Raw genomic sequence first — 20,308 nt, forward strand, 5'->3', positions numbered from 1 at the left:
TTAAAAAATCATTTCCGCTTTGGGAGTACGCTCTAATTTTCCCCCTCCGAAAGCTTCAATATTTCTGGAAGTGCTTCGATCAGATCCTGTGCGGTCATGCCGTGGGTTCCTTTTTTCCTGAGGGCAAAATCCCCGCAACGTCCATGGATATAAACGGCCATGGCTGCCTGATAAGAAACCGGCGGCTTTTCTTCCTGGCTGTGATACATGCAAAGCACTGCAGCCGTTATGCCGGAAAGTACATCCCCGCTTCCCGCAGTTGCCATTCCCGAATTGCCGGAAAGATTGAAATACAGGTGTTCTTCCTGGTCTGCGATTACGGTGCAGGCATCTTTCAGCACACAGGCGCCCCCGCTTCTGTCTGCAAATTCAAAGGCCGCGGCTGCCGGATCCTCTTTCAAATGAGAAATGCTGCTGCCTGTCAGACGGCTCATCTCTCCCATATGCGGGGTCAGAATTGTATTTTCATTTATAAATTCCTGCCATTCCGGATGCTCAGCCAGAAGGTTCAGCCCGTCCGCATCTATGACTACAGGCTTTTTCGCTGCCGCCCCGTTTTTCAAAAACCAGAGCATTCGCTCTCTGCCCACTCCGTCTGTTCCAAGTCCCGGGCCGATCACCAGCACATCGCACCAGCTTAGGTTCTTTTGGTTGGCTTCCTCGTTAAATTCACAGGTTACCATTGCCTCGGGAAGAAGGGTCTGAAGGGGAACGCGGTTCTCCTCCACGGTCTGGATCTTCACCATTCCTGCTCCGCCATGAAGGGCTGCGCTGGCACTTAGGCAGGCGGCGCCGCACATTCCAGGGGAGCCTGCGATAAGGAGGACTTTCCCGAAGGTTCCTTTATTTCCCCAGGGGGCTCTTAAAGGAAGCTCTGCCAGGTCTGTCTGCTCCATGTGACAGGCTGCTTTTTCTGCAATCTGGATGCCTTTCGGGTCCCGGTCGTAAATTCCAATGTCTGCTGTCACAACCTTTCCCGCGTACATTCTTCCTGGGTAAAGGCACAGTCCCCGTTTCCGGTATGCAAAGGTTACCGTCATGTCTGCCTTAAAAGCCACGCCGAGAATGGCTCCTGTATCACCATGGATGCCAGACGGAATGTCCACTGCCACCTTGCAGGCTTCTGCCTGATTCATGCAGTCGATGATTTCTCTGTATTTTCCCGCAATTTCCCGGGAAAGCCCCACGCCGAAAATCCCGTCTGCTATAACAGTATATTCACTCCATACCGGGTTATTCGTTACCGGCACCTGATAGCTGGCGGCAATTTCCCACTGGCGTCTGGTTTCTTCGGTCATTTTGTCCGGATTTCCTGCAAGAAAAATCTCCGTATGGATCCCGGATAAGTGAAGCAGCCTTGCAATGGCAATGCCGTCGCCGCCGTTGTTGCCGGAACCGCAGACTGCCAGGACACGTTCATGCTGCCAGCTGCCATCGGGATTTTTCCCCAGAAGGTACTTCACGATTTCATCTCTGACAGCCAGGGCTGCGCGCTCCATCAGCACCAGTGACGGTACGTGCATGCTGTGAATGGTTTCATGGTCCAGAAGCTTCATCTGGCTGCAGGTCACAACTTTTTTCATGATCAGCTCCTCATCTGACGCGTCAGGCAACAAATCATTTCCTTTCGCGTCTATATGCAAAACTGCTGCCCGGTCTCCTGTAAATCTTCCAGTGAGACAAGCAGCAGTCCTCTTTAACTTCTATTTCTCTGTATGTTCATTCCGATACTGGCTTAAATTGTAGGACAAAGCCATCAGACTCTCGGAAAGATGGACATTCTCCACGATTACGTCCTCCGGAGCGTCCAGATCTGTATGTGCGAAATTCCAGATTGCCTTGATTCCGTTCTCAATGAGAATCTTCGCCATCTCCTTGGCCTTGTTCTTGGGAAGTGTCAGAATGGCGATTTCCACCTGATTCTCCTTCATAAATTCCGGAAGCCGGCTGATCATCTGGATCTCAATGCCGCGAACGGAAATTCCTTCCAGAACCGGATTCACGTCAAAGATTCCTACAAGGCGGAATCCTCTTTTCTCAAAATCCCCATAATTGGCAAGTGCCTGTCCCAGATTACCTGCACCCAGAATGATCATGGGATGGATGGTGTCCAGCCCTAAGATCTTGCCGATCTCTGTGTAAAGATATTCTACATTGTATCCGTATCCCTGCTGTCCAAAACCGCCGAAGTTGTTAAGATCCTGACGGATCTGGGATGCAGTTACGTGCATTTTCTTGCTCAGATCATTGGAAGATATACGCTCTACCTTCTCTTCCATCAGTTCCCCCAGATAGCGATAATACCTTGGCAGTCTCTTAACCACTGCCTTTGAGATTTCTTTCGCCTCCAAAATGTTCCCCTCCTTGTTCCCGCTGCCTATACTTTTCCGCGATACACTACGTCAATTATACCGAAATGTTATTTTCTTGTCAATCAAAGTTGTGCAAAATCACAAAACTTTTTGACCACGCAGCACATAATGGTTCCAGCTGCCTTAATGGTCACTGCTTTGTAAGTATCATGCTTTGTATCCCGGTAAAGAACCATGTCCATGCACTCTATCTGTCTGTACCTCTGGGATATCGTATGTGGCAGAAAAAAGAGTCAAAGCTGAAACTGGCTGCTTCTATGGTACGGCGTCTCCAATGCCTTTGTAAGCTCTTCATCCCGTTTTTGGCTATAATGAAGTGCATTTGACAATTCTTCATTCTTCTGCAACAGCATCATCTGCTGCTTTACCCGGTTAAGATCCTCTGTATCACCAGATGCATAACGCATAATTTTCTCACAGATATAATCCTCAAACATCTGCTCATCCGACTCTGGGAAAATGTTTTCACCACTACGCAGCTTCGTATCCTGATGAAGCTTTATGCATTTTCCTGTATCTTCAAAATCAATATACAGAATTTCTATATAATGATTTTTAAGAGCTTTTTCATATATTGCAGACTGAACTGCTTTCTCTAACAACTGAATTTCTCCTACTTTTTTCAATATATTTTATTACTATCGCAACTAAATGATCGAAATCGTCCACTTTTTAGTACCAAATATTCAAGCTCCATTCCATGTGAAATTTTCAATCCATTTTTAACACCTGAATCATCGTTCTATATATTTTGTGATGACAGATATCAGAATCTCCATATCAACTGGCTTGGCCACATGATCATTCATCCCGGCATTCAAAGCAGCCTGTACATCCTCTGCAAATGCATTTGCCGTCATTGCAATAATAGGTATTTTCTTTCCGTCCGGACGGTCCGGCAGATTTCGGATGGCTTTTGTCGATTCATATCCATTCATTTCCGGCATCATAATATCCATCAAGATCAGATCAAAAGTCCCGGGAGCTGTATTGCAAAACTGTGTCAGAGCAGATTTGCCATCTACAGTCCTGGTTACAACCATCCCTTTTTCTTCCAATAAAACTACTGCTATCTCCGCATTTAAATCATTGTCCTCTGCCAAAAGAACATGCAAACCCTGTAAATCCATATCTTTCCTTAAATTTTCTTCCTTTTCAGTCAATACCTGTTCTGCTATAAGCAGGGGGATTTCTACCGTAAAGGTTGAGCCAATACCTTGTCTGCTGCTGACTTCAATTTTCCCACCCATAAGATTTACATACTGTTTGGCAATGGCCATTCCCAGTCCGGTTCCCTTATAACTGGTTCTTGCTCCATCATTTTCCTGACTGAACTCATCAAATATTCTTGCCTGGAATTCCTCACTCATACCAATTCCGGTATCCGATATACGATAGCGCACGATTATATGGTGCTCATCATTACCCAGACTGTTTTCTGCAATAAATGAAATAGTGCCTCCGTCTTTTGTAAATTTGACTGCATTGCTGATAATGTTGAGCAATACTTCCCTGATTCTGAGTTCATCTGCCATTACATAGGGGTTTTTAAGTTCTTCTCTTGAAACATAAAAATTAAGGTCACGGTTTTCCATATATCCCCTTGCAATCGACAAAACAGTATTTATCATATCCCTGAGATCTACCGGTACTGGTTTATATTCCAGTTTACCACTTTCAATGCGGCTGATATCCAACACATCGTTGATCAGTGTCATCAGATATTCGGAACTCTGCCTGATCTTTTTCAGACAATTCTCCACTTCTTCGTCCGGCTTCCTCTTCAGGGCAATATCTGTAAATCCGACAATTGCATTCATTGGTGTCCTGATGTCATGGGACATATGGTTCAGGAATGTTGTTTTTGCAATATTCGCCGCATTTGCATTCTGTGCTTCTTTCAACGCTTCCATTTGTTTTTTCCTGCTTACGGAAAGGAAATAGACCAGAAGAAGCAGTACAAAAATAATCACAAATGAAATTCCGATAGCGAAGTCGGCATACTCTGCAAGGACATCCTGCAAGGTCATTTTCTTTTCTGAAACGGAATTCTGCGCAAGGACAACGCCATTTAAAATATTGGATGACTGCTCAATTGCTTTATTGATAATGGTAGCTGCTCTTCTGTTTCCTCTCGTTGTAAACATCGCTAATTCCTGCCGTTTTGCCATTTCTGCAAATGACAGACTTTTGGTCAGTGGACTTTCATTAAGAAGATTGATTTTTGAAGAGGGAATAACCGTTGCTCCTACTTTTCCCTTTGCTACTGCCTCCAGGCATTCCTCTTGTGTGTCATATTGTTTGATCTCTGCATCTGGAAAAAGAAGGGACACCATCAATTCCGAATACAGTGAGGTCTCTGTCGCTGCGATTGCAGAGAGACTGCTGCTATATTCTTTCCCCTGGTAAATAACAACCGGCGTAATATCAAAGATTACATCCGTCAAAACCACCTGAAACTGTTCCTGCATATAAAGATCCTGAATGATAGGACCGGCAATATCTATTTCACCAGATTGCAATGCCTCGTTCATCTGCACTCCCGTGGAACAGGGAACTGCCTTGATCGTGATTTCATATTTTTCCTGGACAGTGTTCAAAACGGTTCCAAGGATTCCTGTCAGTTTCCCATTTTCTTCACCGCAAAAAGGAAGATTATCCTTTAGATATCCCACACGGATTGTATTTTCATGTGCATCCAGCCATTGTTTTTCTTCCTTGTTGAGTGCATAATTTATGACCGCTTTTCCTTCATAACGGGCATACAGCTTGCTGCTGTAGTCCGTTTCTGTGTTGTTGATTTCTTCCAGGGCAGAATTTAATTCCTTTAACAGATCTGGTCTGGATTTTGATACACCAAAATAACAGTCACTTGCCCCGATATTGGCAATGGCAATAAAATCGCTGTTGACAGACAGTGCCGGAATCACAAGAGCCTCCAGTTCATCTGCATCCAGTTTTTCTATCATTTCATCATAGCCTTTACAGGCAACAACCTCTGCCTGGATCTGATTGCTGTCCAGCCATTTTTCCAGAAGTTCTTTCTGATAGCTTCCATCTGCAACACCGATACGGCAGCCATTTATCTGCTTTAGATCACCATCCGTAAGGTCCGCATGGTCCTCCCTGGTATAGATCCAGTATCGTTCCGTTAGCTCCTCATAAGAAGAAAAATTGATAGCTTCTGCTCTTTCCTGTGTATAACTGACATTTCCAAGTATATCTATTTCTCCAGCTTCCAGCATATCCAGGCACTCTTTAAAGGAAGCATAGACATATTCATACTTCCAGCCGGTTATATAAGAAATTTTCTGAAGATACTCATAGCCTGCTCCCTGCTTGTGTTCCCCGGAACCGCCTTCCTGAAAATTGGAATATGGAAAATACCCGACTCTCACGGTTTTATTTTCTTCTTCCATTGCCTGAGTTGTTTCCCCGTCACTTTTTATCTCCGACGCATAAACAGAAGCTGATACAAAAAGCAGCATAATAATTGCAAAAATGCTCAAACATAATCTTTTATTCTTATTTTTTCCTATCTTTTTATTTATTCTTTTCATCTTTATTATCCTGCTGTTGTTCTTCCCAGTCTGTCAGTTTTTCTGTTTATTCAATACAGAAAGAATGGCCACTCTCAGTTTCTCAATATCAATGGGTTTCGCTATATGTTCATTCATGCCCGCATCAAATGCTCTTTTTTTGTCTTCCTCAAAAGCATTTGCTGTCATGGCAATGATCGGGATCTCTGCCTTCTTTTTATCATTTAAATGCCGGATACACTGGGTTGCCTGATAGCCATCCATGTTTGGCATCTGGATATCCATAAGTATCAGATCATAAGTTCCCGATGACATTTTGCGACAGCTTCTGCTTTTCTTGCCTTTCTTAAAAGTACGAGTATATTTGTAAGTGGAACACTCTTGAAGTCTTGATCGTTATCATATATCAGTGCCTGAAGCATTTCATCATAATCATTGCAGTCCTGTATCTTAAATTTCAGTGTCTGATTCCCCAGACAGTCTTTGGCATAAGAGATATATTCTGCCAGCATACCCGTAAGTTTTTCTTTCACCCAGGATTTTTCTCCGCCTGTAAGACTCCGATTATACTCAAGCGTAAAGTACTTCTTATACAGATCTGCCTTAAAAAAAGGACTCTTTATTTATTGCAAAATATATGCCCGATTTGCCAATAGTAGTAACCGAAGATATTCCCTATTCAGACCAGATGGATTCCTCCAGAGATACAAAAGCATCCATCTCATGACTTCGCAGTTTATCTGGGAAGTCTTTTAGTCATGTCTAAATTTAAAAGCACCTACTTTTCATCTTAAGAATTCTGCGTTGCAGGATTCTTACCGCTTTTTAATCAGGATTGCGAACTTGTTTCGCAATTACCTATCATGTACTATTAATAATTCATGTTATAATAAAAGCACTGCCAAACAGACAGTGCACCTCACTTTATGCAACTGGCTACCATTTTACAGGTCCTGTAGCTTTGCGTCCCAAATTTTCATCTGGTTTGCCGATTTCCTTATTATAGCTTTTAAAATTATACAAAAAACTGATTTTATTATACCCCCTTACTCCGCTTTGCACAAGGAAAACATCCGGGCTACGTAGGCCGAATTCGGGTGAAATATACCGCAAAGTGGGGCGTGCAGATTGCAGGAATGATTTTTCAAACCCTTAGAACTTCTTTCTGTTTTTCTGTCAGATTCTCCGAATTACCTTCCTGAAAAAACTGTGATAATCTGTATTTACTGATATCACGTTTTTCACATAAAGATGTTATTTTATCCGCAATATACTTCTCTATCATATTCATAAGCGTCCCTAAGCGGTTTTCGCCTTTTTTTCGCCGTTTTCTTCAGCATAGGAAATCATACTTAACATATCAGCCACCTCCTTTTGCCGGACCGGTTTAGCAGCTTGCACCTGTTTGCAATTCAAGTCAGGTACAATACCGAAACGCCTTATCTGTCAAAATCCTTGCAAAGATCAGTCCCAGCGGAAGTGCTGCAATGATCAGAAGCGCAGCTGCAAACCAGGATGCGGAAAGGGATAAGGACATGATTCCAAGGTTATAAAATCCACGGTATAAATAAAGCCCCGGTACCATGATCACAATAGAAGGCACTGTCACGGAAATCCTTGGATAGCCCACCTTATTTTTCAGAAGGGAGGCCAGAAGCCCAGCTGTCAGAGCTCCGATAAATGCGGCCACTGCCGGAGGTAAGGTGGCGAGATCCACAAGCTCCAGCCGCAGGGTATTTGCAATTGCACCAAGTACTGCCGTAGAACAGGCAAGCCTTACCGGACTGTTAAACATGATGGAGAAACCGAACACGCCGAAAAAGCTTGCAATAAGCCGTGTGAGAATCCACATTGCAGCAGACATATGGATCTTTATAAAATCCACCGGCTGTAAGTGAAGAAGCATGGCCATGATCCAGGCAGACATAGTGGCTACCAGGACAATAATCAGTGCATAAGTAAGCCTTTCCATACCAGAACGCATATCCAGCTTTGCCAGGTCGATTCCGCTGGTAATAAAGGGGAAGCCAGGGATGATAAAAAGCATGGCACAGATATATCCTGCTTCATGCTGAATGGAAATCCCAAACAGGATTTCCCCTAATTTTAATAATCCTGCATATACAAAGCATGCCAGGGAGACAGATGTAACAATACCCAGAAACAAAGTAAAATGATGCTTGGTCAGCTTGCAGCGAAGGAAATTTCCAAGTCCTGCTCCAATAAAAGCACAAAACATCTCTACTGGTCCTCCGCCTAAAAGAAAGGTAAATCCACAGCATGCAATGGCGGCAGCCAGTCCCAGGGCTGCCGGGGAATAAAGGCCATGGATCCTTTCAATCTCATCCAGATAGCTGTGAAGCTCTTCCCCGGACATGTTTTTTCCCTCTGTTTCAAAGTTACGGATAAAATGCTCCAGCCGGTTCAGCTTTGACGTATTCACCCCTGTATTGGTAAGGCATAAAGACTGGGTAAAGCCGTTTTCCCCGTCAAAACAGGTGTACTCAATGGACATCAGTCCGATATCTGCGGTACAGGTAATTCCCATTGCTTCGGCCAGGGCATTCATGGAGCTTCGGACCCTCCAGGCTCCAGTCCCACAGGATAAAAACATGATCCCCACACGTCCGATAATGGAAGCCTTTTCGGTGATGCTTGCATTTATAACGGGGGTATTTTGGCCATTTGCATCGGTGTATTCATGCCACTCCACGTCCATATGATTTTTTCTGACCATCTCTGGCTGCATAAGCCCACTTCCTTCCGAAAAGTCCCTTTATAATTTCAGGCTGTCATTTCCTGCAAGTTCCATCATCCGCTCCCTGCAGGCAAGGACGATCCCGTCAATTTCCTCCATATGCTGGAGCATTTTCTTTTCAAATTCATGGATGGGAAGCAAAACGCCAAGTTCATCAAAGGGTTTCTCTGGATTTTCTTTTTTTACGCCGGTCTCCTGTCCATAAAAAACCACTGCACGGGGTGCTGCCTGCTGGATCTCCTGGAAAGTCTTCCATACAACCGCATAGGCCTGCGCCTCTGTAAGCCCCAGCTTGCAGGTATCCGGAAGTGCATAGAGGATTAAAATCCCACGCTGGCGCTCTTCTTTTTCCTCTTTAATTTCCAGCCCATCCGTGTAAGAGCGTACAATGTCATATCCATCTGCCAGGTAAAGTCTGGATCTTGGTACACATTCATGCCGGTCAAAGGTTTCCTTAAATTTTCCATAGTCATGGGCGGAAACCATCTTTCCAGCATCTTTAAGAAGCTCTCCTTCCACATTGGTAAGAAGGACCGGATTCTCTCCTGCCTTTCCGTGGAATTTTCTTGGGATCAGATAGGCTTCGCGGAGCAGATCAAACATACTTTTTCCGCACAATTCCAGAAGAAGGGCACTTACATCCCCGTTCTGGTAAGCGTGAAAGAGTACCTGCAAAAAGTGGTCCGGATCCTCATCCACCAGCATATGTTCATCATCCAGATACTGGTAAAACACTTCACGAAGTCTTCTTGATGCCTCCGGGGAAGCCAGGATTTTGGAAAAAATATCTTCTACAGCATGTTCTCTTGGTAAAACTGTTTTCATACTAAAACGCCTCTTTTTCTGTTTGGATCATGATGAGAGCTGTACTTATCTCTTTTCAGGAGGGATTATAGCATTGTTATAGTCATACCGCAATAGAATGAAAATTTTCTCTTTCATATCATATTTTTATGTCTGCCATATCATTGACCGTTGTATGTGTTTTCCATTACAAGTTTCCATGAAATAAAATTTGTGAAAAATACCGTATCTTATCATCGGTCCCCCAGCAGATCATTCCCACCGCATCTGCCATTTCCTGGGCATCAACACAGTAGGCGGACATGCAGGAATGGTGCCTGTAAGGACCAGCGGACATGATCAGCAGGTCTGTATTTCCAGATTCCATTATTTTAGAGGCCAGCTGTTCGGTGAGTTTATTGTGCGCAAGCTTCGCCATTTTGTAGTCCATATCCTTGTTTTGTATCGTCTGGAGAATAAGCGCTTTTTCATAGGCGAATACCCTTTGTTTCATAGATTCTACTGTTCCGCATTCAGGTGGACAGGCGGGATTCACGTTGTAACATCCACACTGATTTTCTTCACAAAACTTTCGATATTCCGGTTTGAACACAAGTTTTTGTGTATCCATGATTGCCGCATTTGAAAACCCAAGTTTTTTTGCTTCTTTGATGTAATCCATAGGATACCTCCTCCAAGTTTTTTACAACTCACTAAAATTTTCTCCATACGCTGGTTTTAAACCCGCCCAGCTACAATTGTGTTTTTTAATTCCCTTGCCGCAGCGCCCATAGGATGCTGGCTGTCATACACCAGACAGATCTGACGCTCCGGGATTTCGTCTTTTAGTGGGATCTGTACGATTTCTTTTTTCAGAAGGGATGGGGCTGCCATTGGCTGGGGCAAAAAGGCAAGGCCAAGTTCACATTTTACCAGCGGCAGGATCTGGTCCGCAGTGGCGGCTTCCGTATCCGGGGAAAGATCCAGGCCATGGGATAAAAATACACTGTTGTAAAATTTATAGGTCATAGTTTCCCGTCCAAGAGAAATCAGCGGATAGTTCTTTACCTCCCGAAGAGAAAGCTCCTGGCTTCCAAGGGCGGTAAACGTGGTACCGCCAACCAGGATCTCCTGGAAGGGCATGAGCATGATCTGTTTCAACGGGGAATCCACCTCTGCCGGAGTGGAAACTACTGCAAAATCGATCTTTCCACTTTTTACGGATTCAATGGCTTCCGGGGTAGAATGGTTATAAAGCTTCAGCCGGATTCCCGGATAAGTCATATGGAAGTTTTTTAATTTGTCTAACAGAAAAATATTCAGGGCAGTTTCACTGGCGCCAATGGCTACACTTCCGTGGGAAAGCCCGGAGCTGTCCGCCAGCTCCTCTTCTGCAACCTGGAACTGCTCCATTGCACCAAGCACATGGGTATAAAGCCGTTCTCCTTCCGGGGTAAGCTGTACCCCACGGTTAGTACGGATAAATAAAGTGGTATTCAGCTGCTGTTCCAGACAGTTCATGGCCCGGGTGATGTTAGGCTGGCTGTTGTTTAAAGCCTGGGCTGCCTTGGTAAAGTTGTGGTATTTTGCCACATAATAAAAAATTTTGTAATATTCGAAATTTACGTCCATAATATTTTTCCTTTTCTTTTGACATATCATATGTTTATTCCAACTATATCAATTATAGTTTTTACTTATTCCTGCGTCAAGCGTATTATGTACCCGAATAAAAAAGAACACTGTGACAGGGCCAAAAGCTGTTCATTGTAATATGGCAGCCCGGACAGTTTTCAAAGGAGGAACAAATGCTTACAGCAGTAACCGGTATTAACTGGGGCGATGAAGGAAAAGGACGTGTGATCGATCTTTTAGCGGAGCAGGCAGATGTGGTCGTCCGCTACCAGGGCGGCAACAACGCAGGTCACACAGTGGTCACCGACCAGGGTAAATTTGTCTTAAATCTTCTCCCATCTGGTATCTTACATCCAGGTGTGGTATGTGTCCTCGGGGACGGAATGGTAGTCGATCTGGAACATCTTTCCCGGGAAATCCATGAAATAGAGAAAAAAGGAATCCGGGTTACACCGGATCATCTGAAGCTTTCAAAGCGTGCCACGATCTCCATGCCATGGCACAAGGTACAGGATGAGTTAGAAGAAAACCGGCTGGCAAAAACCGACAGCGCCTTTGGCTCTACCCGCCGTGGAATCGCCTATGCCTACAGTGACAAGTACCGTAAGAAAACCCTTCGTCTTGGGGATCTGCTGCATTTAAAAGAGGATTCCGTAAAAGCCAGATTAAAAACCATGCTGGAGGCAAAGAACCTGGAGCTTGCAGGCTGCTACCATCAGGAGCCCATGTCCTACCCTGCACTTCTTACCTGGTGTGAGGAACAGGCTGAACTCTTTGGTCCCTATATTGCAGACACGGGTGAGTTTCTGGAACAGGCACTGTCAGAGGACAAAAAGGTAGTGCTGGAAGCCCAGCTTGGCGCCATGAGGGATATTGATTATGGTATTTTCCCCTATACCTCAAGTTCCTCTACCATTTCTGCCTATGGCCCTATCGGTGCCGGAATTCCGGGAAAATCCCTGGATCATGTGGTGGGCGTTTTAAAAGCATATTCTACCTGTGTTGGTGCCGGTCCCTTTGTAGCAGAAAAAGCAATGTCCGATGCCTGGGAAGAAGAGCTTCGAAAAGCGGGCGGCGAATATGGTGCTGCCACAGGCCGTCCCCGCAGGGTTGGGCCCTTTGATGCCGTAGCCAGCCGTTATGGATTAAAATGCCAGAATGCAGATATAATTGCACTGACCAAAATGGATGTGTTAAGTTCCATGAAAGAGATTCCTGTGATTACAGGCTACAAACAGGATGGAGTTATAGTAATGGACTTTGATCCTATGGAGGAACTGGAAAGTTATACGCCGGTAATAGAAATGCTCCCGGGCTGGGATTGCGATATTTCCAGCTGCCGGACTTATGATGAGCTTCCGGAGAAGGCCAAATCCTACATCCGTATTCTGGAACAGCTTTTGAACCATGAGATCCAGTTTATTTCCGTCGGAGCCAGACGGGATCAGTTTTTAACAAAAGGAGCCTGGTTATGAGACATTTGATCGATCCACTTGATTTTACCCTTGAAGAAACTACAAAAGTTCTGGATTTGGCAGACCGCATTGCAGAAAATCCGGAAGTGTACAGCCATGTGGCAGATGGGAAAAAGATTGCCACTCTTTTTTATGAGCCAAGTACCAGAACCCGTCTTTCCTTTGAATCTGCCATGCTAAGCCTTGGCGGAAAAGCCCTTGGCTTTGCCGGGGCTGAACAGTCCAGTGCCACAAAAGGAGAAACGGTAGCGGATACTGCCCGGGTGGTAAGCTGCTATGCAGATATCATTGCAATGCGCCATCCCAAGGAAGGTGCACCCCTTCGCGCATCCATGTACGCCACAGTACCTGTTATCAATGCCGGTGATGGAGGACATAACCATCCTACCCAGACACTGATTGATCTTATGACCATCCGCCAGAGAAAAGGGCATCTGGATCATTTAACAGTAGGCTTTTGCGGTGACCTGAAATTTGGACGAACCGTGCATTCCCTGGTAAACAGCCTGGTACGTCATCCTGGAAATGAGTTCTACTTCATCTCCCCGGAGGAGCTTAAGATTCCGGATTACGTAGTTGAAGAAACGTTAAAGCCAAACCAGTCTTTTTACAAAGAAGTCACCAGTCTGGAGGAAACCCTTCCAAAGCTGGACGTGCTCTATATGACAAGGGTTCAAAAAGAGCGTTTCTTTAACGAGGAAGATTATGTCCGGTTAAAGGATACCTATATTTTGAACCAGGAAAAGTTAAATCTGGCACAGCCGGATATGCCGGTTCTCCATCCTCTCCCAAGGGTGGACGAAATTGCCACAGACGTGGACCAGGATCCAAGAGCCGCTTATTTTGACCAGGTGCAGAACGGAAAATATATCCGTATGGCATTGATCATGGCTCTGCTTGAAGTCCCGGATCCGCTGACAGGAAGGACGGTGCTGTAATGTTAAAGATTGAATCTATCCAAAACGGAATTGTGATCGACCATATCCCGGCTGGAAAATACCCTTTAGGTTTATTTCTATTCCTAAAGGGTATTTAAAAAAATTATTTTCTTCCCGTATCAGTTAAATCATAACTCATATCTAAAAAATCCAGCGTTTTACCATCTCCAACAGAGCAATCTAATATCACAGATATCCAATGCGCCTTATTCATGTGGTACCCTGGCATAATCCCATAGGTTTGCGCGATAAACTGTGTCAAAGAAAAGCATTTAGATTTTCCATAATTAATGTCTCCCTATAAAAACAGGTGGAAATTCTTCAATTTCTAATTCTATAAAGGGCAATCCTAAACAGACCTACCTATCTTCAGTACATACAATTATTGCTAATATTATATTTCTAAATGTGCTTATATTTTGTGTAACTTTTTGTTTATACAAATTTTCATCGCTTAAAGCTAATTTTCTCATAGATAACTTTTTGCCTATCACATAAACTTCATGTGTAATTTAGAAAAAAGGACAAAAAAAGAGCATAAAAGCTATCTGATTTTCCGTTACTGTACCAATTACTACACCAATTTAACATCAAAATACGATATTTTACGATAAATGGCGATAAGTTTGTAATAAGCAGAAAATGCAGAAATACTATATTTTTCAGTGCTTTCATGGGATTACTTGTGCAGTCTTACAAATTTTTGCATATTTTTTTGTAATTCGACAATTATTCTTTCAAAAATGCAGGATTTCAAGTATAATATTAAGAATAAGGGTCTGGATGACGGCAGGAATGATTATATCTGCCCACATCCAGCACCTACAGTTAAGGAGGAACTTATGATTTTATCATGTCAGAGCATCTGCAAATCCTTTGGGGAGAAGGTCATTTTGCAGGATGCCTCTTTTCACATAGAAGAACGGGAAAAGGCTGCCCTGATCGGCAATAACGGTGCCGGAAAGACCACTCTCCTTCGCATTATCATGCAGGAGATTTCCGCAGATTCCGGTAATGTGGTTATTGCAAAGGACAAAAAGATTGGCTATCTTGCCCAGTATCAGGACATTCACGGCCATCACACCATCTACGAAGAGCTGTTGACCACCAAGCAGTACATTCTGGATATGGAGGAGAAGATCCGTACCCTTGAGCAGGAAATGAAATATGTGGCCGGAGAAAAGCTGGAGAGCCTTATGAACAGCTATACCCGTCTGACCCATCAGTTCGAGCTGGAGAACGGCTACGCCTACAAAAGCGAGATCGTAGGCGTGCTTAAGGGTCTTGGCTTTGAGGAAGAGGATTACAGCAAGCAGATTGAGAACCTTTCAGGTGGTCAGAAAACCCGTGTGGCTCTTGGCAAGCTTCTGATTTCCAAGCCGGACATCCTGCTTCTGGATGAGCCTACCAACCATCTGGATATGGAGAGCATTGCCTGGCTGGAAACCTATCTTCTCAACTATCCAGGAGCCGTATTTATCGTTTCCCACGACCGTTATTTCCTGGATAAGGTGGTTACCAAAATCGTGGAGATCGAAGCCGGACAGATGCGCATGTACGATGGCAATTATTCCGCCTACGCCCTTAAGAAGGCCATGCTTCGCGATGCCCAGTACAAGGCCTATCTGAACCAGCAGCGTGAAATCAAGCATCAGGAAGCAGTTATCACAAAGCTGCGCTCCTTTAACCGGGAGAAATCCATTAAGCGAGCAGAGAGCCGTGTGAAAATGCTGGATAAGATCCAGAGGATCGAAAAGCCTGTTGAAATTGACAACCAGATGCGCATTTCCCTGGAACCAAGATTTATCAGCGGAAATGATGTGCTTACTGTAGAAGGCCTTTCCAAGGCATTCCCGGGACAGATCCTGTTTACGGATATCAGCTTTGAGATCAAGCGTGGAGAGCGTGTGGCTCTTATTGGAAACAACGGAACTGGCAAGACCACCATTTTGAAGATTCTCAACGGAATCGTGGAGGCTGATGCAGGTCGTTTTGCCCTTGGCTCCAAGGTGCAGATCGGATACTATGATCAGGAGCACCATGTGCTTCATATGGAGAAAACTATTTTCCAGGAGATTTCTGACACCTATCCGACTCTGACTGAGACAGAAATCCGCAATATGCTTGCAGCCTTCCTTTTCACAGGGGATGATGTGTTTAAGCTGATTTCTTCTTTATCCGGTGGCGAGCGTGGTCGTGTTTCCCTTGCCAAGCTTATGCTTTCCGAGGCGAACTTCCTGATCCTGGATGAGCCTACCAACCATCTGGATATTGCTTCCAAGGAGATCCTTGAGGAGGCACTGAACAGCTATACCGGTACGGTGCTGTATGTTTCCCATGACCGTTATTTTATTAACCAGACAGCTACCAGGATCATGGATCTGACCAATCAGGCCATTGTAAATTACATTGGGGATTACGATTACTATCTGGAAAAGAAGGATGAAATGACCCAGATCTATGCTCCTGCACAGGAAACTGCTGCACAAGAGATAAAGGAAGCGGTTTCTGAAACCAAGCTGACCTGGCAACAGCAAAAAGAGGAGCAGGCTCTAAAGCGTAAGCGTGAGAATGAGCTTAAGAAGGTGGAGGCTCGCATTGAGGAGCTGGAAACCAGGGACAAGGAAATTGACGAGACTATGGTTCTTCCGGATGTTTGTACCAATGTAGCCGAATGCACCAAATTAAGCAGGGAAAAAGCGGCAATTGCAGAAGAACTGGAAGGGCTTTATGAGAGATGGGAGGAGCTGGCGTAAAACTGCCAGTCTCCTTTTATACAAAGAAAAGCAGGAGCAGAATTGGAATTCATTTTCCAAAGCTGCTCCTGTTTTCTTTTTACATATTCTCAAGCTTCTCTCTGATTGCCACAATAAATTCGCGGCTGTTGAGAACCTTTACATCCTTTAAGGTAGTAATAAGTGCCAGATCCTTGGTCATCTGACCGCCTTCAATCACGGAAAGGGTTGCCTTCTCAAGCTTATCGGCAAACTCCATAAGCTCCTTGTTATTGTCCAGCTCTCCACGCTTTCTAAGTGCTCCTGTCCACGCAAAGATAGTGGCAACGGAGTTGGTGGAGGTTTCCTCTCCCTTCAGATAACGGTAATAATGTCTCTGAACAGTTCCATGTGCAGCCTCATACTCATAGTAGCCGTCCGGGGAAACCAGAACAGAGGTCATCATGGCAAGGGAACCAAATGCGGAGGAGATCATGTCGCTCATAACATCTCCGTCATAGTTCTTGCATGCCCAGATAAATCCGCCCTCTGCTTTCATAACACGGGCAACTACGTCATCGATCAGGCTGTAGAAGAAAGTGATGCCTGCTGCCTGGAATTTCTCCTTGAACTCTGCCTCGAAGATGTCATGGAAAATCTCTTTAAATCTGCCATCGTAGGTCTTGGAGATGGTATCCTTGCCGCCGAACCACAAATCCTGTTTGGTATCCAGTGCGTAGTTAAAGCAGCATCTTGCAAAGCTTTCAATGGATTTGTCAAGGTTGTGAACGCCCTGGATCACACCCGGAGCGTCAAAGTGATGGATCAGCTCGCTTCTCTCCTCGCCGTCTGCTCCTTTAAATACCAGCATGGCATCTCCTGGCTTGTCGATGTACATTTCTGTGTTCTTGTAAACATCACCGTAAGCGTGACGTGCAATGGTAATTGGCTTCTTCCAGTTCTTGACGCATGGCTCAATGCCCTTTACCACGATGGGTGCACGGAAAACAGTTCCGTCTAAGATGGCACGGATGGTTCCGTTGGGGCTTTTATACATTTTCTTCAGGTCATACTCAGACATTCTGGCCTTGTTGGGGGTGATGGTCGCGCATTTGACTGCTACGCCGTATTTCTTGGTGGCTTCTGCTGCGTCTACGGTAACCTGGTCGTCTGTCTCATTTCTGTATTCCAGTCCAAGATCATAATACTCTGTCTTCAGATCTACAAAAGGAAGAAGAAGCTCATCCTTGATCATCTGCCACAGAATTCTGGTCATCTCATCCCCGTCCATCTCAACAAGAGGGGTCTGCATCTGAATTTTTCCCATTATATCCTCCTAAATATGAAGTGTAATTTAATGATACCAGTGTCAAAAGGTCAAAAAGCCGTTCGTGCTTGCACGATAAGGCGTTTGAACTTGCGACACGCCAAATATGAGAAAGTAGCGATTTACGTAGTAAATCAGCGGATTTCTCATATTTGGAGGATTGCGGGAGCCGCATAGCGGCGGAGCAATCCGGGGTATCAAATGAGTGGCAAAAGCCTTTTTGACACTCATTTCATTTTATTTTAACGTAATTCCAAGGCGTGTGCAAGTCTCTGCCACGATGTTCTCAAGCTCCTCGTCGCAGAGCACGGTCACACGTCCTTCCTCGTACTGTTTGTCTACCCAGGCTTTGATCATTTTCACGAGCTCGCTGTTCTTGTCAACCTTCTGCTCCCCTTTCAGGCGGTAGTGGCTGTCGATCCAGTGGGCGATTCCGGCTGCTCCGGAGGTGTTGGATACGGCGACCTCAACCGGGCGGTTCAGGAATTTCTCAGTGTCAAATACGTTGTAGATTTCCTCGTTTTTCAGAAGACCGTCTGCGTGGATGCCGGCTCTTGTTACGTTGAAGTTCTTGCCTACGAAAGGTGTTCTCTCCGGAATGTGGTAGCCGATCTCTTTCTCATAGTACTCTGCCAGCTCGGTGATCACCGTGGTATCCATGCCGCCAAGGTTTCCGCGAAGCTGTGCATACTCAAATACCATAGCCTCAAGAGGTGTATTTCCGGTACGCTCGCCAATACCAAATAAGGAAGTGTTGACGCCGCAGGCACCGTACAGCCATGCTGTGGTGGAGTTGCTCACTGCCTTGTAGAAATCATTGTGTCCGTGCCACTCAATCAGCTCGGAAGGCACGCCCGCATGAACCATAATACCATAGATAATACCAGGTACGGAACGTGGGATCACGGCACCAGGATAGTTGACGCCGTAGCCCATGGTATCGCAGCAGCGAACCTTAACCGGAATGCCGTACTGCTGGCGAAGCTTCATCAGCTCCAGGCAGAATGGGATGACATAACCGTAGATATCTGCTCTTGTAATGTCCTCCAGGTGGCAGCGCACGGAAACGCCGATTTCCAGGCACTCCTTGACAATGCTTAAATAATGCTCCATGGCCTGCTTACGGGTCATTTTCATCTTATAGAAAATATGATAATCAGAGCAGCTTACCAGGATACCGGTTTCTCTCATACCCATATCGCGGACAAGCTGGAAGTCTTTCTTGTTGGCACGGATCCAGCTGGTAACCTCCGGGAACTCGTAGCCTCTCTCCATACATTTCTCTACTGCATCCCTATCCTTTTTGCTGTAAAGGAAAAACTCGGAAGCACGGATTCTTCCTTCCGGTCCGCCAAGCTTATGCAGATAATCGTAGATCCTTACGATCTGCTCAGTGCTGTACGGTGCTCTGGACTGCTGTCCATCACGGAATGTGGTGTCTGTGATCCAGATGTCATCTGGCATATGATGCGGTACAACCCTGTCGTTGAACGCAATCTTCGGTACTTCGGAATATGGAAAAAGATTTCGGAATACGTTAGGAGTGGTAACATCCACAAGCGGGTACATATGCTCCTCTAACTGAAGCAGATTAGTGTGGCGGTTCATTGAAACACGTCTATTTTCCATTGATATTTCCTCCTCGTTGGCTGGGGCCTGACTTTTCTTTTGTAAAAAGCGGCTCTGAAACTATACTTGCTGTCCATTTTACTCAATTAAAGCGATTCAGTCAAGTACTTTTATACTGTAAAGTGATAATTCTTTATCAAGCTCGGAACAATTCTCCTCACATTCCAAGAAAACGGCGGCGGTTAAACCGTCCCCAGCCCTGCTGGTTTCTGGGAAGGCCAAGGTCGTCTGCGCTGTTCATCAGCATGGTTTTGATATCCGTGTTGGTAAGGGCGGGATCCTTTTCCAAGGCGCAGGCGATGGCGCCGGTGACCAGGGGTGTGGACATGGAAGTGCCGCTTTTCACCCCGTAGGAAAACGGCTTGCCTGGGACGCAGGACATGATCCGGTTTCCGGGCGCTACGATATCTGGCTTGCAGACGCACTCTGTGGTAGGCCCTCTTCCGGAGATGGCGCTCCGCCCTTCCAGAAGGTCGCTGGAGCCTACTGTGATCACCTTTTTGCTGCTGCCTGGTGCTGTGATGCTGCCAGGCCTTGGACCCTGGTTGCCCGCCGCGGTGACCACCACCATGCCCTCATCCCAAAGCTGCTCCACGCTTTCCACAAGCCGTACATGATCCTTTTTGGAATTGCAGGTGGTGCCAACGGAAATGTTTACCACCCGAATTCGGTACTGCTGCCGGTACTCCCGGATCCAGCGGATGGCACGCAGCACGTCCTCCTGGCTTCCGTTTCCGTAGCGGTCCAACACCTTCAGGGCAATGATCCCGCATCCCGGTGCCGCTCCCCTGTATTTTCCCATGGACGCAGTGCCATCCCCTGCCGCCAGGCCTGCCACATGAGTGCCGTGCCCGTTGTCGTCATAAGGACGTCTTTTAAAAGAAAGAAAATCATAAAACGCCCAGATCCTGCCTGCAAAATCTATATGCTCATAAATCCCGGTATCCAGGATGCAAACGCCGACTCCTTTTCCCGTATAAAAGGATTTTTCCATCATTTCCCCCAATAAAAAGAAAGCTTATAATAAATTATGTTTGCATTTTCAAATCTGCGTCAAATTTATAGACAATTTTTGAAATTCTCAAAAATTTTTATCGCTTTTTCTGCATACATATAGTATAATGAAATTACTTATAAC

General features: G+C 45.3%; 20 protein-coding genes and 1 riboswitch. Of the genes, 5 read left to right on the forward strand and 15 right to left on the reverse strand.

What is annotated here, in order from left to right; genetic code table 11:
• Window positions 1-32: 32 nt before the first annotated feature.
• From H8S54_RS16615 to H8S54_RS19205, 7 genes are all read right to left on the reverse strand, one after another.
• Window positions 33-1,583 (reverse strand): NAD(P)H-hydrate dehydratase, encoded by a 1,551-nt coding sequence (locus H8S54_RS16615; RefSeq protein ID WP_186901865.1) that lies wholly within the window; start codon window positions 1,581-1,583, stop codon window positions 33-35.
• A 120-nt stretch (window positions 1,584-1,703) separates the two neighbouring features.
• Window positions 1,704-2,351 (reverse strand): redox-sensing transcriptional repressor Rex, encoded by a 648-nt coding sequence (locus tag H8S54_RS16620; protein WP_021926631.1) that lies wholly within the window; start codon window positions 2,349-2,351, stop codon window positions 1,704-1,706.
• Window positions 2,352-2,605: 254 nt separating this feature from the next.
• Window positions 2,606-2,974: a hypothetical protein gene (locus H8S54_RS16625; RefSeq protein WP_021926632.1), complete on the reverse strand. Its 369-nt coding sequence runs from the start codon at window positions 2,972-2,974 to the stop codon at window positions 2,606-2,608.
• A 132-nt stretch (window positions 2,975-3,106) separates the two neighbouring features.
• On the reverse strand, window positions 3,107-5,932 hold the full coding sequence (locus H8S54_RS16630; protein WP_186901866.1) for an ATP-binding protein: 2,826 nt from the start codon (window positions 5,930-5,932) through the stop codon (window positions 3,107-3,109).
• Between the two features lie 33 nt (window positions 5,933-5,965).
• Entirely contained in the window at window positions 5,966-6,226 is a 261-nt protein-coding gene (locus tag H8S54_RS16635; protein WP_186901867.1) for a response regulator, read from the reverse strand.
• Window positions 6,202-6,444: a hypothetical protein gene (locus tag H8S54_RS18380; RefSeq protein WP_021926635.1), complete on the reverse strand. Its 243-nt coding sequence runs from the start codon at window positions 6,442-6,444 to the stop codon at window positions 6,202-6,204. Before H8S54_RS18380 ends, H8S54_RS16635 begins: the two co-directional genes overlap by 25 nt.
• 391 nt (window positions 6,445-6,835) lie before the next feature.
• A riboswitch (cyclic di-GMP riboswitch) is annotated at window positions 6,836-6,911 on the reverse strand.
• Window positions 6,912-6,957: 46 nt separating this feature from the next.
• Window positions 6,958-7,038, reverse strand: coding sequence for a DUF6783 domain-containing protein (locus H8S54_RS19205; protein WP_317259456.1), 81 nt, complete (start codon window positions 7,036-7,038; stop codon window positions 6,958-6,960).
• Here H8S54_RS19205 and H8S54_RS19210 point away from each other — a divergent pair.
• The gene (locus tag H8S54_RS19210; RefSeq protein WP_317259455.1) at window positions 7,009-7,113 is read left to right on the forward strand and encodes a DUF6783 domain-containing protein; all 105 of its coding nucleotides are present in this window, start codon (window positions 7,009-7,011) and stop codon (window positions 7,111-7,113) included. The two genes, H8S54_RS19205 and H8S54_RS19210, sit on opposite strands and share 30 nt — an antisense overlap.
• Window positions 7,114-7,328: 215 nt before the next feature.
• Here H8S54_RS19210 and H8S54_RS16645 read toward each other — a convergent pair whose 3' ends face one another.
• The 4 genes from H8S54_RS16645 to H8S54_RS16660 form a co-directional block, all read right to left on the reverse strand.
• Complete coding sequence (locus H8S54_RS16645; protein ID WP_186901868.1) at window positions 7,329-8,660, reverse strand: threonine/serine exporter family protein; 1,332 nt, start codon at window positions 8,658-8,660, stop codon at window positions 7,329-7,331.
• A 27-nt stretch (window positions 8,661-8,687) separates the two neighbouring features.
• The gene (locus tag H8S54_RS16650; protein ID WP_117849759.1) at window positions 8,688-9,494 is read right to left on the reverse strand and encodes a DUF4866 domain-containing protein; all 807 of its coding nucleotides are present in this window, start codon (window positions 9,492-9,494) and stop codon (window positions 8,688-8,690) included.
• 166 nt (window positions 9,495-9,660) lie between these two features.
• Window positions 9,661-10,134 (reverse strand): DUF2284 domain-containing protein, encoded by a 474-nt coding sequence (locus H8S54_RS16655; protein ID WP_117849756.1) that lies wholly within the window; start codon window positions 10,132-10,134, stop codon window positions 9,661-9,663.
• 56 nt (window positions 10,135-10,190) lie between these two features.
• A complete protein-coding gene (locus tag H8S54_RS16660; RefSeq protein WP_186901869.1) occupies window positions 10,191-11,084 on the reverse strand; it encodes a LysR family transcriptional regulator in 894 nt (297 codons plus the stop codon).
• Window positions 11,085-11,260: 176 nt separating this feature from the next.
• Between H8S54_RS16660 and H8S54_RS16665 the strand changes: the two genes are divergently transcribed.
• From H8S54_RS16665 to H8S54_RS19505, 3 genes are read left to right on the forward strand one after another with little or no spacing between them, the layout of a single operon-like run.
• Window positions 11,261-12,562: an adenylosuccinate synthase gene (locus tag H8S54_RS16665; RefSeq protein WP_117849750.1), complete on the forward strand. Its 1,302-nt coding sequence runs from the start codon at window positions 11,261-11,263 to the stop codon at window positions 12,560-12,562.
• Window positions 12,559-13,500 carry an aspartate carbamoyltransferase gene (pyrB, locus tag H8S54_RS16670; protein ID WP_117849748.1) on the forward strand — a complete coding sequence of 314 codons (942 nt, stop codon included), beginning with the start codon at window positions 12,559-12,561 and terminating at the stop codon, window positions 13,498-13,500. Before H8S54_RS16665 ends, pyrB begins: the two co-directional genes overlap by 4 nt.
• The gene (locus H8S54_RS19505) at window positions 13,500-13,598 is read left to right on the forward strand and encodes an aspartate carbamoyltransferase regulatory subunit (RefSeq protein ID WP_186901870.1); all 99 of its coding nucleotides are present in this window, start codon (window positions 13,500-13,502) and stop codon (window positions 13,596-13,598) included. Before pyrB ends, H8S54_RS19505 begins: the two co-directional genes overlap by 1 nt.
• Before the next feature lie 5 nt (window positions 13,599-13,603).
• Here the strand turns inward: H8S54_RS19505 and H8S54_RS18385 are convergent, their stop codons facing one another.
• Window positions 13,604-13,762 carry an MmcQ/YjbR family DNA-binding protein gene (locus tag H8S54_RS18385; RefSeq protein WP_330385697.1) on the reverse strand — a complete coding sequence of 53 codons (159 nt, stop codon included), beginning with the start codon at window positions 13,760-13,762 and terminating at the stop codon, window positions 13,604-13,606.
• Between the two features lie 580 nt (window positions 13,763-14,342).
• Between H8S54_RS18385 and abc-f the strand changes: the two genes are divergently transcribed.
• Window positions 14,343-16,256 (forward strand): ribosomal protection-like ABC-F family protein, encoded by a 1,914-nt coding sequence (gene abc-f, locus H8S54_RS16680; RefSeq protein ID WP_117849743.1) that lies wholly within the window; start codon window positions 14,343-14,345, stop codon window positions 16,254-16,256.
• Window positions 16,257-16,335: 79 nt separating this feature from the next.
• Here abc-f and H8S54_RS16685 read toward each other — a convergent pair whose 3' ends face one another.
• The 3 genes from H8S54_RS16685 to H8S54_RS16695 form a co-directional block, all read right to left on the reverse strand.
• Entirely contained in the window at window positions 16,336-17,541 is a 1,206-nt protein-coding gene (locus tag H8S54_RS16685; protein ID WP_021924537.1) for an NADP-dependent isocitrate dehydrogenase, read from the reverse strand.
• A gap of 237 nt (window positions 17,542-17,778) precedes the next feature.
• Window positions 17,779-19,170, reverse strand: a complete 1,392-nt coding sequence (locus H8S54_RS16690; RefSeq protein WP_021924538.1) for a hypothetical protein — start codon at window positions 19,168-19,170, stop codon at window positions 17,779-17,781.
• A gap of 157 nt (window positions 19,171-19,327) precedes the next feature.
• Window positions 19,328-20,164 carry a S8 family peptidase gene (locus H8S54_RS16695; RefSeq protein WP_021924539.1) on the reverse strand — a complete coding sequence of 279 codons (837 nt, stop codon included), beginning with the start codon at window positions 20,162-20,164 and terminating at the stop codon, window positions 19,328-19,330.
• Between the last annotated feature and the right edge of the window lie 144 nt (window positions 20,165-20,308).

It is taken from the genome of Blautia segnis (assembly GCF_014287535.1).
GTDB classification, from domain to species: domain Bacteria; phylum Bacillota; class Clostridia; order Lachnospirales; family Lachnospiraceae; genus Blautia_A; species Blautia_A acetigignens.